General features: G+C 71.6%; 12 protein-coding genes. 2 read left to right on the forward strand and 10 right to left on the reverse strand.

The window, feature by feature from the left end; genetic code table 11:
- On the reverse strand, positions 1 to 3003 hold a 3003-nt coding region (locus B1759_RS11525; RefSeq protein ID WP_095515230.1), incomplete at its 3' end, for a M4 family metallopeptidase.
- A 312-nt stretch (positions 3004 to 3315) separates the two neighbouring features.
- Positions 3316 to 6780: a M12 family metallo-peptidase gene (locus tag B1759_RS11530; protein ID WP_158225224.1), complete on the reverse strand. Its 3465-nt coding sequence runs from the start codon at positions 6778 to 6780 to the stop codon at positions 3316 to 3318.
- 251 nt (positions 6781 to 7031) lie between these two features.
- Between B1759_RS11530 and acnA the strand changes: the two genes are divergently transcribed.
- The gene (gene acnA, locus B1759_RS11535) at positions 7032 to 9752 is read left to right on the forward strand and encodes an aconitate hydratase AcnA (RefSeq protein ID WP_095515232.1); all 2721 of its coding nucleotides are present in this window, start codon (positions 7032 to 7034) and stop codon (positions 9750 to 9752) included.
- Positions 9753 to 10081: 329 nt separating this feature from the next.
- Here the strand turns inward: acnA and B1759_RS11540 are convergent, their stop codons facing one another.
- Complete coding sequence (locus tag B1759_RS11540; RefSeq protein WP_198948836.1) at positions 10082 to 10756, reverse strand: response regulator transcription factor; 675 nt, start codon at positions 10754 to 10756, stop codon at positions 10082 to 10084.
- Positions 10757 to 10828: 72 nt separating this feature from the next.
- Positions 10829 to 13798, reverse strand: coding sequence for a two-component regulator propeller domain-containing protein (locus tag B1759_RS11545; RefSeq protein ID WP_095515233.1), 2970 nt, complete (start codon positions 13796 to 13798; stop codon positions 10829 to 10831).
- Positions 13799 to 13894: 96 nt separating this feature from the next.
- Here B1759_RS11545 and B1759_RS11550 point away from each other — a divergent pair, with 96 nt between their 5' ends.
- Entirely contained in the window at positions 13895 to 14338 is a 444-nt protein-coding gene (locus B1759_RS11550) for a hypothetical protein (protein ID WP_095515234.1), read from the forward strand.
- A 136-nt stretch (positions 14339 to 14474) separates the two neighbouring features.
- Here B1759_RS11550 and B1759_RS20000 read toward each other — a convergent pair whose 3' ends face one another.
- The 6 genes from B1759_RS20000 to B1759_RS11575 all read right to left on the reverse strand — a co-directional run bounded on the left by B1759_RS20000 (position 14475) and on the right by B1759_RS11575 (position 19175).
- A complete protein-coding gene (locus tag B1759_RS20000; protein WP_198948837.1) occupies positions 14475 to 14651 on the reverse strand; it encodes a hypothetical protein in 177 nt (58 codons plus the stop codon).
- Positions 14652 to 14725: 74 nt separating this feature from the next.
- Positions 14726 to 14896 carry a 50S ribosomal protein L33 gene (gene rpmG / locus B1759_RS11555; RefSeq protein WP_095515235.1) on the reverse strand — a complete coding sequence of 57 codons (171 nt, stop codon included), beginning with the start codon at positions 14894 to 14896 and terminating at the stop codon, positions 14726 to 14728.
- 49 nt (positions 14897 to 14945) lie between these two features.
- Positions 14946 to 15185: a 50S ribosomal protein L28 gene (gene rpmB, locus B1759_RS11560; RefSeq protein WP_095515236.1), complete on the reverse strand. Its 240-nt coding sequence runs from the start codon at positions 15183 to 15185 to the stop codon at positions 14946 to 14948.
- A 244-nt stretch (positions 15186 to 15429) separates the two neighbouring features.
- Positions 15430 to 16671, reverse strand: coding sequence for a hypothetical protein (locus B1759_RS11565; protein ID WP_095515237.1), 1242 nt, complete (start codon positions 16669 to 16671; stop codon positions 15430 to 15432).
- 122 nt (positions 16672 to 16793) lie between these two features.
- On the reverse strand, positions 16794 to 17681 hold the full coding sequence (locus B1759_RS11570; protein WP_095515238.1) for a tetratricopeptide repeat protein: 888 nt from the start codon (positions 17679 to 17681) through the stop codon (positions 16794 to 16796).
- 189 nt (positions 17682 to 17870) lie between these two features.
- Positions 17871 to 19175 (reverse strand): FtsX-like permease family protein, encoded by a 1305-nt coding sequence (locus B1759_RS11575; protein WP_095515239.1) that lies wholly within the window; start codon positions 19173 to 19175, stop codon positions 17871 to 17873.
- Between the last annotated feature and the right edge of the window lie 196 nt (positions 19176 to 19371).

Consider the following 19371-nt stretch of genomic DNA (forward strand, 5'->3'; position numbering starts at 1 on the left):
CTCGCCGGTGCCGGTGGAGGGAATCCAGGTGGCGGTGGCGGCGTCGTAGCTCGTCTCGAGGTTGGGCGGGTTGGCGGCCGGGTAGTAGCCGGGCACGCCGCGGACGAGGTTCATCGCCGCGAGGTCGTCGACGGTGAGGCCAGCCGACGGGGTTCCGAGGAAGCGGAAGCCCTTCGGATCGTCGATCAGGATCGACACGCTACCCGGGCCCGTGGCTCCCACGGTCATCGTGAGCGGGACCGTGGTGGTCGGCTGCTCGGGATCGTTGGAGGTGATCACGAGGTCGGCCGTGTAGACGCCGTCGACGAGTCCGGTCGCGTCGAAGGTGAGCGTGGCCGTCTCCGAGGCTCCGGGGGCGACCGTGCCGCTGGCGGGTGCGACCGTCACGAACGGCGGGTCGGGCGGCGTGGGCCGCGGCGACGCCGAGACACTCGGCGGCAGGATCTGCGCCGTGAGGTTGTTGTGCATGTACGCCGCATTGAAGACCATCTGGAGGGCGTCCGTGCCCGCCGCGTTCTCGATGCCGATGGTGTGCGAGAGCGGGTCGCTCGCGTCATCGGTCATCGTGAGGTAGTTGAGGTCGATCTGGCCGCTGGCGTAGAGGACCGCCTGGAAGGTGGTGGCCTCGGCCGCGACGTTGTAGTGCGGCACGTCGGTGAACTGCACGATGAAGTGCCCCTCGCCCGAGTCCCAGTAGGTGATCGTTCCCCCGGCGAGCGGGTTGAGATCGTCCCAGTACATCGCGATCAGGTTGTTCGGCGTGCTCGTGCTCGGCATGTTCTGGTTGGTCAGCGATGAGCTGCCGCTGCCGAACGTGAGCAGGCCGTTGGAGCCGATGTAGATCGTGCTCTGCGAGGCGCCATAGAACGGGAACGAGAACGGGAGCGTCAGCGCGCCCGAGGCCGCGTCGTCGCCGAGGGCGACGGGGGTGCCGATCTCCTCGATGTCGAAGAAGTAGGCGCTCGGTCCGCCCGCCTCGTCGGAGTCGGCGAAGGTGTTGCCGAACGTGTCGGAGCCGCTGCCGAGGGCCCTTCCGGTGCCGCCGAGGGCGGTCTCGTCGCTGGCCTTCGGAGCCGACGTGTCCGCTGCCGGGGCGGCGGACGGGGCCTGCGGACGCGCGGCGGCGTCGCCCGGACGGACCTCGTTCTGGATCGAGGCCGACCACGTCAGGCCAGCGTCACCGGGCGAGGCCGTGTTCGAGATCGTCACGTCGCTCGTGGTCGTCTCGTCCACCTCAAGGGAGACCGAGACCGAGCCCGGCGTCACGTCGATGGACGGCGGCGGCAGCGGCAGCGTGACGCTGTACCCCTGGTCGGTGTAGCTGTCGTACATCGTCTGGAGGGCCGCCGAGGAGTAGCCCATGTTCACCGCGGCCTGGATGACGGCCTGCGCCGCCTGCGGCTGCGTGGTGCCGCCATTCGTCATGGCGAGGCCCTCGAAGACGGCCGTGTCGGTGTCTTCGCGGCCGAGCACGTCCCAGATGCGCATGTTGGACGTCGACCAGTGCTGGCCGCGCGCGTGGGGGGCGCTGCCTTCCGGGTAGTCCGTGGCGCGGTCGGTCACGCGGCCGTTCCAGCACTCGTTGTGGCCGTCCCACTTGAAGACCCAGTCGTAGGCCGCGTCGGAGGGCGTCAGGAGGCCGAGCGAGCGCGTGTAGCTGGCAGCCACGTAGTCACCGAAGCCCTCCGAGAGGCCGTCGCCGTTGGAGATGGCCGCGAGCCAGTCGTGGAGGCCGTGGCCGAGCTCGTGGATCACCACGTCGGCGTCCTCGGCGTCGTCCACGCAGCCCTCGCCGAAGACGACGATGTCGCTCCCGCTGGAGAAGTACGAGTTGTCGGCGCCGTTGGCCCCGTGCGGGTCAAAGCGCACGCCCGTCGTGTAAGCCTGCGGCGTCGCGTCGATGCCGAGCTCCACGTTGACGTACCGCATGTAGTTGTCGATGTGCCAGTACGTGTTGGCCGCCTCGAAGGCGTCGGCGTTGCGCGAGTAGTCGTAGTTCGGCGAGGCCTGCGCGAAGAGGCCCTTCGCAGGCGCCTCCAACTCGCGGATCTCGGCCCACGGGCCGACGAGATTGTAGTTGACGCCATCGAACGTGAGGTCGCGCAGCGTCACCGCCGAGCGCGCCGCCGTGAGGGCCGCCGTGTCGGCGTCGCCGCCGTCGACGTACTGACCGCCGTAGAGGACGCCCGCTCGCGTGAGCGGGTCGGGGTTGAAGATCATCGCCGTCCCGTCGACGCGGGAGAACATCGTCGGCTCGGCCAGCGGGACCATCGACCGCACCGGCGGGTCGTCGTCGTCGTGCCCGGCGTGGTAGATCGTGCGGTCCGCCACGCGGACGAGCTCGCCCGTGTGGGCGTCCACGATGCCTTCCCAGGAGCCGCCCGGCACGCCGCCTTCGACGCGGACGCTCCAGGCCAGGCGCGTCGGAGAACTCGGCCAGATGACGAGCTCGGTCTGCTCGAACAGCGGCTCGGACCGCACGCCGAGGTGGGCGTAGACGGCCGAGCGCGCGGCGCCCTCGCCCACGGCGGGCCGGATGTCGACGGCCGTGAGGTCGTCGCGGTAGCCGTTGGCGAGGAACTGGACGCGGTCGCGCCGGTCGATCGTCACCACCGTCTCATCGCCCCACACGGGCACGCCCGCGACAGTCTGGCGGAAGCGGACCACGGTGCCCGCGCGACCCTCCCGGACGCGCTGCAGCACGAGGTCGGACGCGTCGAAGGTCCGCAGCCCGACCACGGAGGGGTTGCTCGTCAGGTAGGCGCGGGCCTGGCTCTCCGGCGAGCCAGGCGCCATCGGCGCGTTGATCGCGGCCAGGATGGCCGGGCGCGACGAGCCTACGAAGGTCAGGCCGTCCGGCGCGAGCTCCGCGACGGGGTCGGCCCCGAGCACCAGCGGGCTGACGGGCGCCGGCTTCTGGGCGAGCGCGGGAGGCGCCGTTGCCAGCGCGGCGAGCAACAGCGCGCCGACCAGATGGCGCGCTCGAGTAAAGGTGGAGATCATCGAGATCGGGGGGGTGGGGAAGGGCGGAGAAGCACGGAGGAGACATCGTGAGTCCCGAACGGCGCGGGACCCTGGCGACGCGACGATCCATCCCCGGACCGTCTCTGTGCTCACCGATCCTTCATTCTACACCGCGGGTCGGGAAGCCACAACATGTGGGGCGACCTCCGGGCGAGATCCGCCCGTCACGGCCGACGCCCCTCGGTCCGCGAGCGAGACTCCCGACCTCGGTGCCGAGGCGGGCATGCCTACACACGACGGCGGCCGCTCCCGGAGGAGACGGCCGCCGCACGCACGCACCCGGAACGCTCCCTACCGCACGACGACGGCGGATCGGGTCACCACGGTGCCGCCCGCTTCCAGACGGACCACGTAGACGCCCGCCGCCAGCGAGCCGCTGTCCAGCGTCGCCTCGTGACGACCCGCGCTCAGCGGACCGTCCACCAGCGTCGCCACCGACCGGCCGCGCACGTCGTACACCGTCACGCGCGCCGGGCCCGCCTCCGGCAGCGCGAACGACACCCGCGCCGCGCCCGTCGACGGGTTCGGCGCGATCGCCGTCAGCTCGACCTCCGTGATCGCCGCCTCAGCCGAGGCCGAGGTGCCGATCCGCAGCACGAACCGGTCGGTCGCGTTCGCGCCGTCGGCAAAGTCGCTCGACGGGATCACGTCGGTGAACGCCTCCAGCGTCCGCGCGACGTCGAACGCGTAGCTCGACGCCATCCGGACGTCGATCTCGCGACCGGTCACGAGGTCCACCAGCACGACCGGCAGGCTGGCCGGCAGCGCGTCGGCGTCCCACGAGAGCGTGAACCGCGAGCCGGTGCCGCGCGCCTCGATCGCCAGCGGGATCTCGGCCGCCGCGAACGGACGCACATCATGTCCGAGGAACCGGCCACCTGCGCGCGCCCCGATCTGTGCGTACGCCTCGGCGGGCACCTGGAACTTCGGCGTGTCCTCGTCGGCGTCGAACGCGGCCGACGCGCCGTCCACGAAGCGGATCGACAGCGCGCGGTCCGCCACCGGGGCGCCCTCGGCGTCGACGCCCGACAGCGAGAACGCCAGCCTCGGCGCCTCGGCCGACCGAGCGACTGAGGCCGACCGGGCCGCCGAGGCGGGCTGGGTGGCCGAGAACGGGATCGTGATCACGCGCGGGTTGCCGTTGACGCGCGGCCCCTTCGCCTTGGCCCGGAACGCCTGCCACGGCGCCACCGAGACCGGGTCTTCGACCCACGTCCGCGTCTCGGGGTCGTAGACCCACAGCGGCGCGTTCGGGCTCAGCTCGTCGCCGCCCGGCCACGTCGCGATGCCGGTCAGGTCGAGCGTCTCGCCGAACGGGTTGGCGAGGAAGTTGAACCGGGCGCCGTCGGTGTCGAGCGTCACGTCGACGTCGGCCGTGTTGGCCGGCAGGGGGGTCGAGAGGGTGACCGGGAATTCGTAGCCCAGGCTGACGTTCGGGTTGCCCTGGTTCTTGTCGTACATCTGCCAGCGGAAGCCGTGGCCGAGCGCGAGCACCTCGCCGGTGCCGAGCGCCGGAATCCAGCTCCCGGCGACGGGGTCGTAGTCGGTCCAGAGGTTGGGCGCGCGCGCGTTGGGGTAGTAGCCGGGCACGCCGCGGACGAGGTTCATGTCGGCGAGATCGTCCACGGTGACGCCGTCGGCGGGGGCGCCGAGGTAGCGGAAGCCGAGCCGGCCGTCGATCACGATGGAGACCTCCCCACTGCCGTCGTCGACCGTCAGCGTGATGGGGACCGTAATCGTCTCCTGGGTCGGGTCGTTCGTCGAGAACACCAGGTCGGCGGTGTAGGCGCCCTCCGCCAGGTCGGCGGCGTCGAAGGCGACCGCGATGGGCGCCGAGCTGCCGGGCGCGACCGTCCCGGCCACGGGCGACGGGGCGACCCACAGCGTCGGCGCTCCGAAGGAGGCGCGGAACCGCATGTCGTTCCCGGTCCAGGTCGATGCGCCGCCGGGCGTGCCGTCGAACGAGATGAGCGCGGTGCCGCCGGCGTACGGGTCGGCCTCGGCGTAGGTGAACGGGAGCGCACCGGCGTCGAAGTCGAAGAACCACGTCACCACGTCTCCTGCGTTCACCGAGACGGGCGTCGTGAGGGCGAACTCGACGAAGTCCCAGTCGGCCACGGTCAGGTCGAAGGGAATGGCGTCGAGCTCGGGGCCTGCGGTCCCGGTCCCGGCATACACACGCAGCGTGCCCGAACTCGTCCAGGTCGCGTTGTCGGCCGGGCCGTAGATGTCGGTCGCGATGGACGTGAGCGTTCCATCACACGGAGCCGTGAGAGACTGCCCGAGTTCACTGCTTCCCTCGGTCGACCGGGTGAAGAAGTCGACGGCGTCCTGCTCGACGACCTGGCCGTCGACGCAGGCGGCCATCGCCACGGCGTCGTCGGCCGTCGTGACGTTGGCGAGCGAGAGGGACCACGCCAGGTCGGAGTCCGTGGAGGCGTTCGCGATCGTGACGGTCTCTGTCGCCGTGCCACCTACAGGAAGCGTGAGCGAGAGGGCCGGCGGACTGACCGAGGCGACCGGCGGCGACACCGTGGACGCGCGGAAGGCGGCGACCGTCGCGCCGCGCTCGTCGATCACACGGGCGTTGTCGCGGAGGTCGCGGTCGCCGGAGGCCGAGCCGCGCACGACGACGTCGGGGTTGGACCACTGCGGCAGGCGCGTGCACGGGCTCGCCGAGCAGTTGCTGTACGACATCACCGTCCGCCAGGAGGCCTCGCCGCTGGTCGCGTCCTGAAATTTGCCGTGTCCGTAGGCGTAGGGCGTCGTGGAGCCGTCCGCCTCGGGGTTGTGGCGGAGGCCCATGTTGTGGCCGAGCTCGTGGGCGAATGACAGGTTGCCGACGGCGCAGTCGTACGCGGTCACCGTAAACGCCGACGAGGCGCTCGAGTTGATGTAGCCGCGCCCGCACGACCCGTAGACCGAGCTGGACGGGCCGATCAGCGCGACCAGGTCGGCGCCGTACTGGTCGCGGAGCGCGTGGACCTCGTCGAAGGTGCCGTCCGTCTGTCCCTGGAAGGCGGGCAGGTCGGTCGCGGTCGAGCCCGACGATGCGCCCGGCGTCTCGTAGGCATGGACGAGGCGCAGCCGGGGCTGCACCGCACTGTTGTCGGAGGCCGTGTTGGACGCATCGACGGCGGCCTGCGCGAAGGCGACCGGGTCGGCGTAGACGGTGCTGACCTGAGAGGTGTAGGCCACGATCACGTCGATGGTCGGCGACGCGCTCCCGGCCGCAGGGCCACCAGCCGCCCCAGCGGGCGGGAGGCCCGGTACCCGATCCTCCCGATCCTCGCCGGGCAGGGCGCCTTCGTCGTGGTCGCGGAACACGCTCGTGTCGAGGCGGAACAGGGCATGGAGCCCGCCCCCGAGCGGGCGCACCTCGTAGACGGCGCCATCGTGCCAGACGGAGCCCGTCACCCAGCCCCGCCGGGCGACGAGAACGGCCTGCGAGGCGGCCCCGTCGCGTCCGGCCCACGAGGCGTCATCGGCCGCGCGGCGCTCGAATCGGCTCGGCGCGAGGACGGCCTCGGCGCGGCCCGGGAGCGTGAGGCGGACTGCCCCCTGCTCTCCGAGCACCGCCGCGTCGGCGCGGACGAGGTCGATGGCGGAGACGCCGGGTTCGGCCTGGAGCTGGCGGAGGCGTCCCTCCTGCTCCGGTGTCAGCGCGAGGGACGCCGGGGTGGGGGAGAAGAGAGCAGGCTGGGCCAGCGCGGCCGGGGCCGCGAGCACCGCGAGGAGAAAAAAGACTGTGCGCATGAGAGAACGGGGGGAAGACGACCGTGACATGGGGCCACTCGAGGAGGTCGTTCAAGGACTAGAGCGTCGGGTATCGGTCTGGACACCTCAAGATTGACCTCGGCCAGGATAGACCGGGTGCAGCATCCGACAGCGTGACAGCTGGAGCCCGTGGAGATCCGGTCTGTCCTCCAGCCCGACGGCACCTCTTCGTCCCTGAGGCGTGTATTCTGCCCCCCTCCCCCGACGACCCGACTCTGGACCCCTCCGACATGGCCGACTCCCTCTTCGACGCCCGCGACACGCTCGACACCTCCGCGGGTGCCCACACCGTCTACCGCCTCGACCGCGTCGCCGAGGCGACCGGGGCTGACCTCGACCGGCTCCCGTTCTCCATCAAGGTGCTCCTCGAGAACGCGCTCCGTCAGGCCGACCTGCCCGGGCCCGTCGGCGAGGACGACGTGCGCAACCTCGCCAGCTACGACCCGGCGGCGCCCGCCGAAGTCGAGATCCCGTACACGCCCGCCCGCGTGCTGCTGCAGGACTTTACCGGCGTCCCCGCCGTCGTGGACCTCGCCGCGCTCCGGAGCGCGATGGCGCGCAACGGCGGCGACCCCGAGGCCATCAACCCGCGCGTGCCGGTGGACCTCGTGATCGACCACTCGGTGCAGGTGGACTCGTTCGCGCTCCCGGAAGCGTTCCAGATCAACGCCGACATCGAGTTTCAGCGCAACCAGGAGCGCTACGAGTTCCTCCGCTGGGGCTCGAAGGCGTTCGAGAACTTCAGCGTCGTCCCGCCGGAGCGCGGCATCTGCCACCAGGTCAACCTGGAGTACCTCGCCAAGACGGTCTGGACTTCGCCCGGCACCGACGGGCTGCCGGTGGCCTACCCGGACACGCTCGTCGGCACGGACAGCCACACGACCATGATCAACGGCCTCGGCGTGCTCGGCTGGGGCGTCGGCGGCATCGAGGCCGAGGCGGCCATGCTCGGGCAGCCGATCTACATGCTGATGCCCAAGGTGGTCGGCTTCCGGCTCTCCGGCCAGCTCAAGGAGGGCGTCACCGCGACCGACCTCACGCTGACGGTCACGCAGATGCTACGCGAGCACGGCGTCGTCGGCAAGTTCGTCGAGTTCTTCGGCACGGGCCTGAGCACGATGTCGCTGCCCGACCGCGCGACCATCGCCAACATGGCGCCCGAGTACGGCGCCACGATGGGCTTCTTCCCGGTCGATGCCGAGACGCTCGACTTCCTCCGCCGCACCAACCGCTCCGAGGCGGACGTGGAGCTGGTCGAGGCGTACACCAAGGCCCAGGGCCTCTTCCGCACCGACGACACGCCGGATCCGGAGTTCGAGGCCGTCCTCGAGCTCGACCTCGGTGAGGTCCAGCCGTCCATGTCGGGCCCGAAGCGCCCGCAGGACCGGATCGTGCTCGGCGACATCCAGCGCGAGTTCCGCGAGTCGCTCACGCGCCCGGCCTCCCCGCAGGGCTTCGGCCTCAAGGAGGAGGCGCTCTCGAACACCGGCCGCTACGCGGACGACGAGGGCAACGAGCTCGACCTCAAGCACGGCGACGTGGCCATCGCGGCCATCACGTCCTGCACCAACACGTCCAACCCGAGCGTGATGCTCGCGGCCGGCCTGCTGGCCAAGAAGGCCGTCGAGAAGGGCATGTCGGTCAAGCCGTACGTCAAGACCTCGCTGGCCCCGGGCTCGCGCGTGGTCACGGCGTACCTGGAGAAGGCCGGTCTGCAGGACTACCTGGACCAGCTCGGGTACAACCTCGTCGGCTACGGCTGCACGACGTGCATCGGCAACTCGGGGCCGCTCCCGGAGCCGGTGGCGAAGGCCATCACCGACGGCGACCTGATCGTGTCGGGCGTGCTCTCGGGCAACCGCAACTTCGAGGGTCGCATCCACGCGCTCGTCAAGGCCAACTACCTCGCCTCGCCGCCGCTCGTGGTGGCGTACGCGCTCGCCGGGACGGTCGACATCGACCTCCAGAACGACGTGATCGGGCAGGACAAGGAGGGCAACGACGTCTACCTGAAGGACCTCTGGCCGAGCCAGCAGGAGATCCTGGACGCCATCCAGCAGGCCGTCACGCGGGAGCAGTTCGAGGAGCTCTACGAGGGCATCGAGGACTCGAACCCGCGCTGGAACGCGATCGAGACCGGCGAGGGCGCCGTCTATGACTGGCAGGAGAGCAGCACCTACATCCAGGAGCCGCCCTTCTTCCTGGACGTGACCCAGGAGGTCCCGGCGCTGGACGCCATCGCGGGCGCCAAGGCCCTCGTCAAGGTTGGCGACTCGACCACGACGGACCACATCTCGCCCGCGGGCGCCATCCCCAAGAGCGAGCCCGCCGGGCAGTACCTCCAGGACCACGGCGTCGAGCCGAAGGACTTCAACTCGTTCGGCTCGCGGCGCGGCAACGACCGCGTGATGACGCGCGGCACGTTCGGCAACATCCGCCTGCGGAACCAGCTCGCGCCGGGCACCGAGGGCGGCTGGACGACCAAGGACGGTGAGCAGATGTACATCTACGACGCCGCGCAGGCCTACGCCGCCGAGGGCACGCCGCTGGTCGCCTTCGCGGGCAAGGACTACGGCATGGGCTCGTCGCGCGACTGGGCTGCCAAGGGGACCCTGCTGCTCGGCATCAAGGCCGTCGTCGCGGAGTCGTTCGAGCGGATCCACCGGTCCAACCTGGTCGGCATGGGCGTGCTGCCGCTGCTGTTCCAGAGCGGCGAGACGCTCGCGACCTACGGGCTCGACGGCACCGAGACGTTCGACTTCCCGGTCGCCGACGACCTCGCGCCGGGCCAGACGCTCACGGCCACGGCCACCAAGGCGGACGGCTCGGCGGTCTCGTTCGACGTGATCGTGGCGCTCAACACGCCCGTCGAGGTCGAGTACTACCGCCACGGCGGTATTCTCAACTACGTGCTCCGCGACTTCCTGAACACGCAGATGGAGCTGGCGTAGCGACGGACGGACCGCCTCTGAGACTCTTCGCCCGCCTCGGTGACCGTGCCGAGGCGGGCGTCGTCGCGTCTGGGGGGAATGGTCCCCCGGTTCCAGTGAGATGCCTCGGCCGTGCCAGGGGGGAGGCACAGGGCCAAGCCTACGTTGCGGTCCCCTTCCCCACGGGTGCCGCCGTCGCTCGCGTCGGTGGCCCCGTTCCGGGCGGGATGACCATCGGGCCGTCTTCGGACGGCTTGCCCGGGACGGCACGCCTGCCCTCGGTGCTTCGGCGCCGGGGGCAGTTTTGTTGCCAGGAGCGGAGCCGACCGCGCTTGCGGATCCGGTGCCCGTCAGTCGCCGTCCGGCTGGAGGACGCCGGTTCGCCACGCCCACGCGACGAGCTGCGGCCGCGTCCGGATGCCCAGCTTGTCGTAGACCGTGTGGACGTGCTTCTTGATGGTGCTCTCCGTCACGAAGAGGCGGTCGGCGATGTCGAGGTTGCCCAGTCCCTCGGCGACGAGCAGCGCCACCTCGCGCTCCCGAGCGGAGAGGGCAGCGAGCGCGTCCTCAGCGTCGGAGCGGCGGGTGGCGCGGCCCTGGTCCTGCTGCCGGCGGCGGTGGTAGAGCGCGCTGATGCGGCGGCTGAGCCAGCCCACGTCGCCCCGGCCTGCGCCGCGGACGGCCTCGGCGATGGCGGCGAGCGGCTCGCGTTTGGAGAGGTAGCCCGCCGCGCCCGCGTCCAGGACGCCCAGGATGTAGGCCTCGTCCTCGAAGGCGCTCAGCACCAGGACCGCCGTCTCGGAGCCTTGCTCGGCCAGCCGCTCGACCACGTCGAGGCCGGTCAGGCCGGGCATCTCCATGTCGAGAACGAGCACGTCCGGCGCGTGCTCGGCGACGACCGCCAGCGCCTCGGGACCGGAGGAGGCCTCGGCGACGACTTCCAGGTCGGGTTCGCGGTCGAGGTGGGCGCGCAGACCGGCCCGGAACGTCGGGTGGTCGTCGGCGAGGGCGAGGCGGAGCAGCATGGCGAGTGGGGTGGGGCCACGGAAAGGAACGGCCGCCGTGCCGGGCGGGAGGTCAACGCGCGTACCGTTCCGTCACAGCGGCAGCCAGGCGCGGACGCGCGTCCCGGCGCCCGGCGTCGAGGTCACCTCGGCCCGTCCCCCCAGGGCGTCGGCCCGCTCGCGCAGGCCCGCCAGCCCGAAGTGGTCGCCGCGCACGTGGGCGACGTCCGAGATGTGCGTGTCGAACCCGCAGCCGTCGTCGGCCACCTCCACCTCGGCCATGCCGCCTCGCTCCCCGAGGCGGAGCGTGACGGAGGCGGCCTGGGCGTGGCGGCCGACGTTGGCGAGGGCCTCCTGCACGATCCGGGTCGCGGCGTGCTGCACCTCGACCGGCCACCGGCGCCCGTCGGCGTCGAGAGCCAGCACCACCTCCACGTCGGGCGCGGTGCGCTGGAACCGCTCGGCGGCGGCACGGACGGCCGCCGCGGCGCCGAACGTCCCGACGTGCGGCAGGCGGATGTCGGCCAGCACGCTGCGCAACTCGTCGGACGCCTCGTCCAGCGTGGAGCGGACTGTGTTCACCTCGGCCCGCTCCGCCTCAGGGACGAGCGTCGCGAGGCGGTCGAGGTCGTGCCCGACGCGGTACAGGTGCTGCATGGTGCCGTCGTGGAGTTCGCGTGCCAGACGGATGCGCTCGGCTTCTCGGCTCCCCGCCAGCCGCCGCGCGACCTCCGCGGCGTCGGCCCGGCGTCGCTCGCTGCGGCGGACGCTCACCCAGCCCAGCCCGCCGACGCCCGCGAGCACCAGCAGCCCGAGCAGCCCCTGCACCGCGCGGCGCTCCCACCACACGGGCGGCACCTCCACGTGCAGGCGTGAGGGCTCGGGGGCGAACACCCCGGCGTGGTTGCTCCCGACCACCTCGAACGTGTACGTGCCGGGCGGAAGCGCGGCATAGCGCGCCTCGGGCGCCGCCCCGTCGGTCTCGGTCCACGCGGTCTCCAGCGGGGCGAGGCGGTACCGGTACCGGTTGCGCCTGGGTCGCGTGTAGTCGAGCGCCGCGAAGCGGACCGCGAAGCGGCGCCCGGAGGGGGCCAGCCGGAGCGTGTCGCCGGACGCCATCGATCGATGAACCAGGCTTCCCCGCTCGACCTGCGAGAAGCGCACCGGCGGACGGAACGTAGACGGACGGACCTCGGTTGGGCGGAAGGCCGTGTAGCCTCCCGGACCGCCCATCCGGATGGTCCCGTCGGCGTCGCGGTGGGACGACATCAGGTCCACGATGTCGCCGTGGAGGCCGTCGGCCTCGGAGAAGGTGACGACGTCGCGCGTGACCAGGTCGAGGCGGGCGATGCCGCGGTCGGTGCCCAGCCACAGCGCGCCGTCTCCGGCCTCGATCCGGTGGACCACGTTGGACGGCAGGCCGTCGGCGATGCGCAGGCAATCGGTCTCGTCGGTGGCCGGGACGTACCGGCAGGCCCCGGAGCCGACGGTCGCCAGCCACAGCGCGCCCGGGTCGGCAGGGCTCTCGGCGACGTGCCAGACGATCGGCGTCGCGAGGTCTCGGCTGACGCCGGTCCTGTGGAACGCATTCTTGCTGGGGAAGAACCGGTCGAGGCCGCCATCGGACCCGACCCAGACGCGTCCGCTGCGGTCGGTGTAGATCACGTTCACGGCCGCGTCCGCGAGCCCGTCCCCGCCGCCCTCGCCTTCGCGGAACGCGCGCCACTGCTCGTTTTCGCGCAGCCCCATGCCGTACGATGTCGCGACCCACAGACGCCCGTCCCGTTCCACGATGTCCCGAATCGGTAAGCTGTTCTGGACCTGTAGCGCAGAGCCGAGGGTCTGGTTGAGGAGGTCGGCCGGCTCGGTCCGCCCGGTCTCCGGCCAGAAGCGCCACATGCCGCTCCGCTTGCTGCCGAGCCACAGACCGCCTCCCTCGGCCGGGGAGACACGCCAGATTGCGCTCTGGTTGAGGTCCGATCCGGTCCGGTAGCCCTCGACGGACCCGTCCGCGCGGCGGCGGAACAGGCCGCCGTTGGTGGCCACCCAGACGTCGTCGCCGAGCGTGGTCAGGCCGTTGACGCGTCCGTCTCCCAGGCCCTCGGCCGTGGTCACCGCGTGGAAGCCGGACCGAGGCGGGGTCCAGCGGTGAAGCCCCTGCTCCGTCCCGATCCAGACGCCGCCCTGCCGGTCCTCGAACAGCGCCATCACATCGCGCCCGACCAGCCCGGCCTCTCGCTCTATCGCCACCACCGTATCCCGAGCCGGCAGGTAGAGCCGGAGCCCGGACTCGGACCCGAGCCACGCGCGTCCCGGCGTAACGAGAGTCTGGGACGACCGCCCGACCACGTCCAGTGGCCATCTGGTGACGAGGCGGCGCTCGCGCCCGTCCACACGGACCACGCGTCCATCCATCAGAACCGCGCGCAAGGCCCCGTCTTCGATCCACCCGGCTCGGGGGGCGGTCTCCGGTCCGTCGGTCTGCGCAGGGCGGCAGGTGTCTGTCGTGAGGGTGAGGTTGCAGTCCCGCAGCCACACCGCCTCCCCGACGCGAACCATGGGCGAGGCGGTCGGCCCCCCCTGGAAGACCCGCCGAGCGGTCCCGTCGGGGCGGAGGTGGATGGCCCCTTCTCGGGCCGACAGCCACAGGCCCCCGGCATCCGAGTCGAGAAACCGGACGGCCGTGACGCCCAGGGAGTCGAGGGCTGCCTCGGCCACCTCCTCGAACCGGTCCGCGGCTCGGGTCAGCCGGGCGAGGCCGCCCTCTGTGGCCGCCCACACTGCCCCGGTCGCGTCGGCGTGGACGGCGTACACGACGTTCGAAGGAAGCCCGCCCTCGCCCTCCTGCCAGACGTCGAAGCGGACGCCGTCGTAGCGTGCCACGCCGTCGTTGGTGCCCACCCACAGGAAGCCCAGCGAGTCCTGCGTGATGGAGAACACGCGCGGGCTGGGCAGGCCGTCCCCGAGTCCGATGTGCCGGAGGCGGACGGTACCCGCGGTCTGGGCGGACACGGCGCTCGCGCACGCGAACACGCAGGTTGCGAGCAGAATCCAGACGCGCATCGTCGAAACAGTGGAGGCTCGAAGCTAACCGCCCCCCGATGTCGCGGCCCCCGTCGGAGGGTCCAGCCTACCTTGTGGCGTTCCCCTCCCGAGCTCATGTCTGACGTCACGTCTCTCGCCCGCACCCTCCGCATCCTCTGGCTCGCCATCTGCGCGAGCGGCGGGCTCGCGATGGCCGTCTTCGGCTACCTCGCCACCACTTCGGAGCCGACGATGCCCGAGGCGGCCGAGGTCGGCTTCTACGGCGTGGCGCTGCTGTCGATGGTCGCCACGGGCATCGCGTTCACCCTCATCCGGGCGATGGAGCGCCGCCTCCTCCAGACCGAGACCGAGTCTGAGGCGGGAGGCATCATCCGCACCTTCGGGATCGGTGCGCTGGGGACGGCCGAGATGCCCGCCATCGCCTCGGGCGTCGCGGCCTTCCTCACCGGCGAGCTGCTGGTGCTCGCCTTCGGCATGATGCTGTTCGCGTTCGCGCTGCTGACGTGGCCCAGCGACGACCGTGTCGCCTACTGGCTCGCCCTCGGCCAGCGGGGCTGACCACCTCTGGAGCGCCCTCCGAGGTGGACCGCCTCGGGCGTCGCGCGGGAGGGCAACGAGGTGTGGGGGAGCGCGGAACGAGACGCGGGGCGCCCCCCGAAGGAGACGCCCCGCGAACGGAGTCGGCGGAGCCGAGCTACGCGGCCTGGGCCGCCTTGAGCTCGTCCTGGACCGTGCTGGCCTCGACCATCTTGGAACGGAACTCGAACTGGCCGTTCTGCTTCTTCGAGGCCACGATGATCTTCGCCATCTGCTTGGCCTCCTGGCCGGCGCCACGGTTCGTCCGCTGGTTCTTTGAGACTTTCTTCGCCATGGGAGTGGGGGTCTGGGAGTCGTGAGGAGGGGTACGCGGGGAACGCGCCCCACGATCCGCGCACTACGGACGAGCTACTTGATCTCGCGGTGGAGCGTGTGCTTCCGGAGCGTCGGGTTGTACTTCTTGAGCTCCAGCCGCGCGGTCGTGTTGCGGCGGTTCTTCATCGTCGCGTAGCGCGAGGTGCCGGGCGCCTCGGTGCACTCGAGGATCACCTGGTGGCGGACGTCTTTGCCCTTGGCCATGGTCGTCGGGGTCTAGTGCGTCGCAGAGCGGCGCGGCAGAAAGGTCGGGTTAGACGAGCGAGGTGCCCTTCGCGCGGGCGTCCTTCAGCACGGCAGTGATGCCGTTCTTGTTGATCGTCTTGATCGTGGTCGCGGACACGCGGAGCGTGATCCAACGGTCCTCCTCAGGGATGTAGAACCGCTTCTTCTGCAGGTTCACGTTGAACCGCCGCCGCACCTTGTTGTGGGCGTGGGAGACGTGGTTGCCGAACATCGGCTTCTTGCCGGTAAGCTGGTCTTTGCGGGCCATCGGTCGGCGCGGCAAGTCCGCGCGGGGATCTCGGGGGAGGGGTCCGGCACCGGCGCGAGTGCGCACGGGAGCCGAGCCCATGAACCTACGGACCCGCGGCGCCGAGGCCAACCGCTGAGAGCCCGTAGCGTGTGAGTCTGGGGCGAAGACGGGACCGGGGGATGGGGGATGGGCAACCACTCCTGGCAGGCTCCGGAATGGCATCCCGGCCCTCTGCTCGTTCTCCGTTCCCCCGCCCTCACCGCTACAACAGCCCGAAGCGGAGCTGGACGACGTGGTTGCGGCGGCGAAGCTGGCCGAGCAGGCGCCCGTCCTCGACGCCATACGTCGCGTACTCGAGGCGGAAGGCCCGCGTCACGATCCCGATGCCCGCCGACGGCATGCCCTGGCTGAGACCCGCGCGCACTGCCAGCACGCCGGCGAGGCGGGCGCGGACGCCACCCCGCAGGCCCGCCTGCGTCGACTGGTCGAAGTCAGAGGTCCGTGCCGACGAGTAGTCGACGCCGACGGCCGCATCGGCGAGGCCGGGCACCGAGGGGAGGCGGTACGCGGCGCCGAGCCGCACGACCGCCTCGGCGGGCCGGTCGTCGAAGCGCGCCTCCAGCGTCGCGATCTCGACCGCGTCGTCGGGGTCCTCCTCCGACCCCTCGATCACGATCGACCGGTCGAAGTCGTAGTCGAACGAGCCGCCCACGTTCGACACCGAGGCGCCCACGTCCAGCCCGGGCACGCCCACGTCGGTCGCATAGGCGCCCACCGCGAGGCGGACGCCGTCGGCCCGGAGCACGTACAGTTTCTCGGCGTCCGGGTCGAGGGCGTCGACCGGCGAGGCCTTGGCGGTCACGCGCCGCTGGACGTACGTCGCCGAGGCGCCGAGGCGGAGGCCGAACGGGATCGTCAGGCCGGCGGGCGTCTTGGACAGGTCCACGCCCGCCACCACCGGCACGGCGAGGTCGGCACGGCTGTAGAGGTCGATGAACGGGATGCCGCCGCCGCCGTCGGTGATGCGGCCCCGCGTGACGGCCTGCGCATAGGCGCCCACGCCGACGGCGGCGGGGCCGGTCGCGAAGCGGACCGACGGCCCCAGCACGGCGAGGTCGGCCGTCTTGGGTTGCCCACCGATGCGGAACGCCTCGTCGTAGAGGCGCTCCAGGCGACCCGGGTTGGCCGTCCGGATGCTGTCCAGGCCCTCCTCGATGGCCGGGCCGAGCTCGTCCCGGTAGTAGGCCCACGTCTCGTTGACGTTGCCCCCGACGCCCGCGGCGGCGCCGAGGACCGTGACCGTCAGCCCGCGGTCGGTGACGTGGGCGGGGTTGGAGAGGAACGGCGAGTCGAGCGTCGGCAGCGCGACCACGGCGCCGCCGGTCGCGACCCGCGCGAGATCGGTGATGGCGACCGGCGCCTCGTGAGCCGGGGTGACGAAGGGCTGGGCGACGGCAGCAGGCGCGGCGCTCAGGAGCGCGGCGAGCCAGAGAAGGCGGGGCATGGTGGGGTCCGGGGGGAGGGCCTCAGGGAGACACACGAACGGCGACGGCTGCCAGGGGAGGGCGCTCCGAAGAGGCCCGGCCCGCCTGGCCGCGCGTCGCCGTCGGCGAAGGGAGAGCGGGCTTACTCGGCCGTGCAGTAGTCGGCCACGGCGTCCTCGAACTCGATGTAGACTTCGAGCGCGGTGTCGACGATCTCAGCGGCGACGGAGCCGCTGCCGAGCAGGCTGGCCCGCGTGTCGAGCGACAGCAGCGCCTGGCCCAGTCCGCGGATCGAGCCCTCGGCCTGATCGCGGACGGCGTCCTCGTCGTCGGCGCAGATGGCGATCGAGCCGTCCGAGAGGCGGTACCACGTCGTGGTCTCGGGCAGTTCCTCGGAGATGTAGAGGTACGCCTGCATGAACGTCGAGACGGCACTCACGGCGAGGGCCTGCGCGATCCGGTCCTCCGAGAGGCCCAGCGCGCGGAGCTCGGCGACGGCGCCCTCGCGGTCGTACGCCAGCTCGCCGTCGACGACGGTCGTGCAGAGGTCGAACGACTGGATGGCGTCCGGCAGGAGGCCCTGCAGCAGGTCCTTCGCCTCTTCGAGCGTCTCGGCGTAGGCCAGGATGTCCTCGAAGCCGTCCACGCCCGCCGGGTCGAAGGCCTCGGCGTTGGGGTCGGAGGCGTACGAGCAGACGCCGCGGCCGGCCGTGGCCGCCGAGCCCGTCTCGCCGGTGAACGTCGTCAGGTACTGGCCGACGCGGTCGAGGTCGATCAGGTCGATGCCGTCGCGCTGCAGGAGCGTCGTCGCGAGCTCGACGCGGACGACGGCGTTGGTGGGCTCCGACTCCAGCGCCTGCCCGAGCAGGTCGACGGCCTGGGCGTAGTCGCCGCGGTCGCGCGCCAGGATGGCGTCGTCGACCGCCACGTCGACGCCCTGCTCGAGGGTGAGACCGGGGCCGGTCTCGTCGCAGGCGGAGAGGGGGAGGAGGCAGAGAGCTGCCAGCAGCAGCGCGAACGGGCGAGACATACGAACCGGGATCAGGTGTGGTGGGGAGACGTGTCTTCGGTATCGGCCAGACCCGTCGCCTCGAAACCTACGGTCTCATCTTGCGATTGACCCGTGCAGAGCGGAACCGGAGCGCTCCCGGAGACCACTCTTAAGAACCTCCTCCCACCGTTGGCCGGCCCGGAGGCCGTTTGGACTGTGGACGCCGGTCTACGCCCCCGACTGGACCGCCCGCGCCGGGTCGATCGACGCCGCCCGCGCCGCCGGGTAGACCGCGGCCAGCGCGCACAGCCCGACGGCCACCACGAGGACCACGCCCACGTCGAACGGACGGATGGCGACCGGGTACGCATCGATCACGAACGACCCCGCCTCGGCCATCTTCACGATCCCGAACGTCTTCTGAGCCAGCGAGACCGCTAGGCCCAGCGCTAGCCCGATCCCCGCGCCGACGCCGCCCACCAGCAGGCCCTCCAGTAGGAAGATGCGCCGCACGTCCGCCCGGCTGGCGCCCATCGCCTGGAGCGCCCCCAGGTCGCGTTGCTTCTCGATCACGATCATCGTCAGCGCCCCGACGATGTTGAACGCGGCCACCACGATGATGAGCGCGAGGATGGCCGACGCCGCCCACTTCTCCAGCTTCATGACGCTATAGAGCGAGCCCTGGAGGTCGTACCACGTGCGGACGGTGTACTGGCCGGGGAACGCCGCGTCGAGGCGTTCCTGGAACACGCCCTGCACGGCGGCGGCGTCGTCGAGGTCGGTCAGGCGGAGGTCGAGGCCGGTCACGCGGCCGGTCATCTGGAAGAGCCGCTGTGCTTCGGCGAGGCCCACGAACACGTGCGTCTCGTCGTAGGTCGGCTCCAGCGAGAAGGTGCCGCGGACCTCGAAGGCGCGCTGGTCGGGCAGGCCGAACGGGTACAGGCCGATGGCGCGCTCCAGCGCCGCGGCCGAGAGCAGCGACACCGTGCTGCCCGGCACCCGCCCGGCCTCGGGGCCGCCGTCGAGCGACACGCCCGGCTGAGGCGCGCGGACGCCCGTCCGCCCCGCCAGCGCCGCCCCGATCACGATGCCCACCGTGCCGTCCTCGCGCCCGAGGCTGAAGGCGCCGTCGAGGATCGAGCGCTCCACCTCCGCGTCCAGCGCCGACGGGTCCACGCCGCGCACCGTCACGACCTGGTTGAGCGCGCCGCTGTCGTCGGTGGCGAGCAGCGCCTTGCCCTCGACGAAGGGCGTCGCCGAGACCACGCCGGGCTCCAGCCGCGCCAGCGCCGCCAGCGTGTCGATGTCGGCGATGCCGCCGCCCTCGACCGACTCCACGCGCACGTGCGGGTCGTAGCTCACCAGCAGGTCGCGCACCACGTCGTAGAAGCCGTTCAGCACGCTCAGCACGACCACCAGCGCGGCCACGCCGACGGCCACGCCGGCGACCGAGATGCCGGAGATGACCGAGATCAGCGTCAGCCGACGGCGGCTGGCGAGGTAGCGGCGCGCGATGAGGAAGCGGTAATCCAACGGAGAGGGAGGAGGAAAGAGCGCTGGAAGGCAGGAAGAGAGGAGCGCAGGACAAACGCGCCTTGGTCCCTTACCTCTGCCGTCCTTCGCGGGTGCGTTGACACAGGCGGGGCAGCCGGTCGAAGGGTAACGCCGCGTGTCCGCCTCGTCCTGCCCTTCCGCAGAGGAACCCGAACGACGGCGCCCCGGGTACGCG

Origin of the sequence: Rubrivirga sp. SAORIC476 (genome assembly GCF_002283555.1) — a bacterium.
GTDB lineage: Bacteria > Bacteroidota > Rhodothermia > Rhodothermales > Rubricoccaceae > Rubrivirga.

Bases quoted from the DNA above. Each gene is read 5' to 3' on its own strand.
- B1759_RS11570 (WP_095515238.1), bottom strand. From the start codon at position 17,681: ATGTCTCGCCCGTTCGCGCTGCTGCTGGCAGCTCTCTGCCTCCTCCCC.
- B1759_RS11540 (WP_198948836.1), bottom strand. From the start codon at position 10,756: ATGCTGCTCCGCCTCGCCCTCGCCGACGACCACCCGACGTTCCGGGCC.
- B1759_RS11545 (WP_095515233.1), bottom strand. From the start codon at position 13,798: ATGCGCGTCTGGATTCTGCTCGCAACCTGCGTGTTCGCGTGCGCGAGC.
- B1759_RS11565 (WP_095515237.1), bottom strand. From the start codon at position 16,671: ATGCCCCGCCTTCTCTGGCTCGCCGCGCTCCTGAGCGCCGCGCCTGCT.
- B1759_RS11530 (WP_158225224.1), bottom strand. From the start codon at position 6,780: ATGCGCACAGTCTTTTTTCTCCTCGCGGTGCTCGCGGCCCCGGCCGCG.
- B1759_RS11550 (WP_095515234.1), top strand. From the start codon at position 13,895: ATGTCTGACGTCACGTCTCTCGCCCGCACCCTCCGCATCCTCTGGCTC.
- rpmB (WP_095515236.1), bottom strand. From the start codon at position 15,185: ATGGCCCGCAAAGACCAGCTTACCGGCAAGAAGCCGATGTTCGGCAAC.
- acnA (WP_095515232.1), top strand. From the start codon at position 7,032: ATGGCCGACTCCCTCTTCGACGCCCGCGACACGCTCGACACCTCCGCG.
- B1759_RS20000 (WP_198948837.1), bottom strand. From the start codon at position 14,651: ATGGCGAAGAAAGTCTCAAAGAACCAGCGGACGAACCGTGGCGCCGGC.
- rpmG (WP_095515235.1), bottom strand. From the start codon at position 14,896: ATGGCCAAGGGCAAAGACGTCCGCCACCAGGTGATCCTCGAGTGCACC.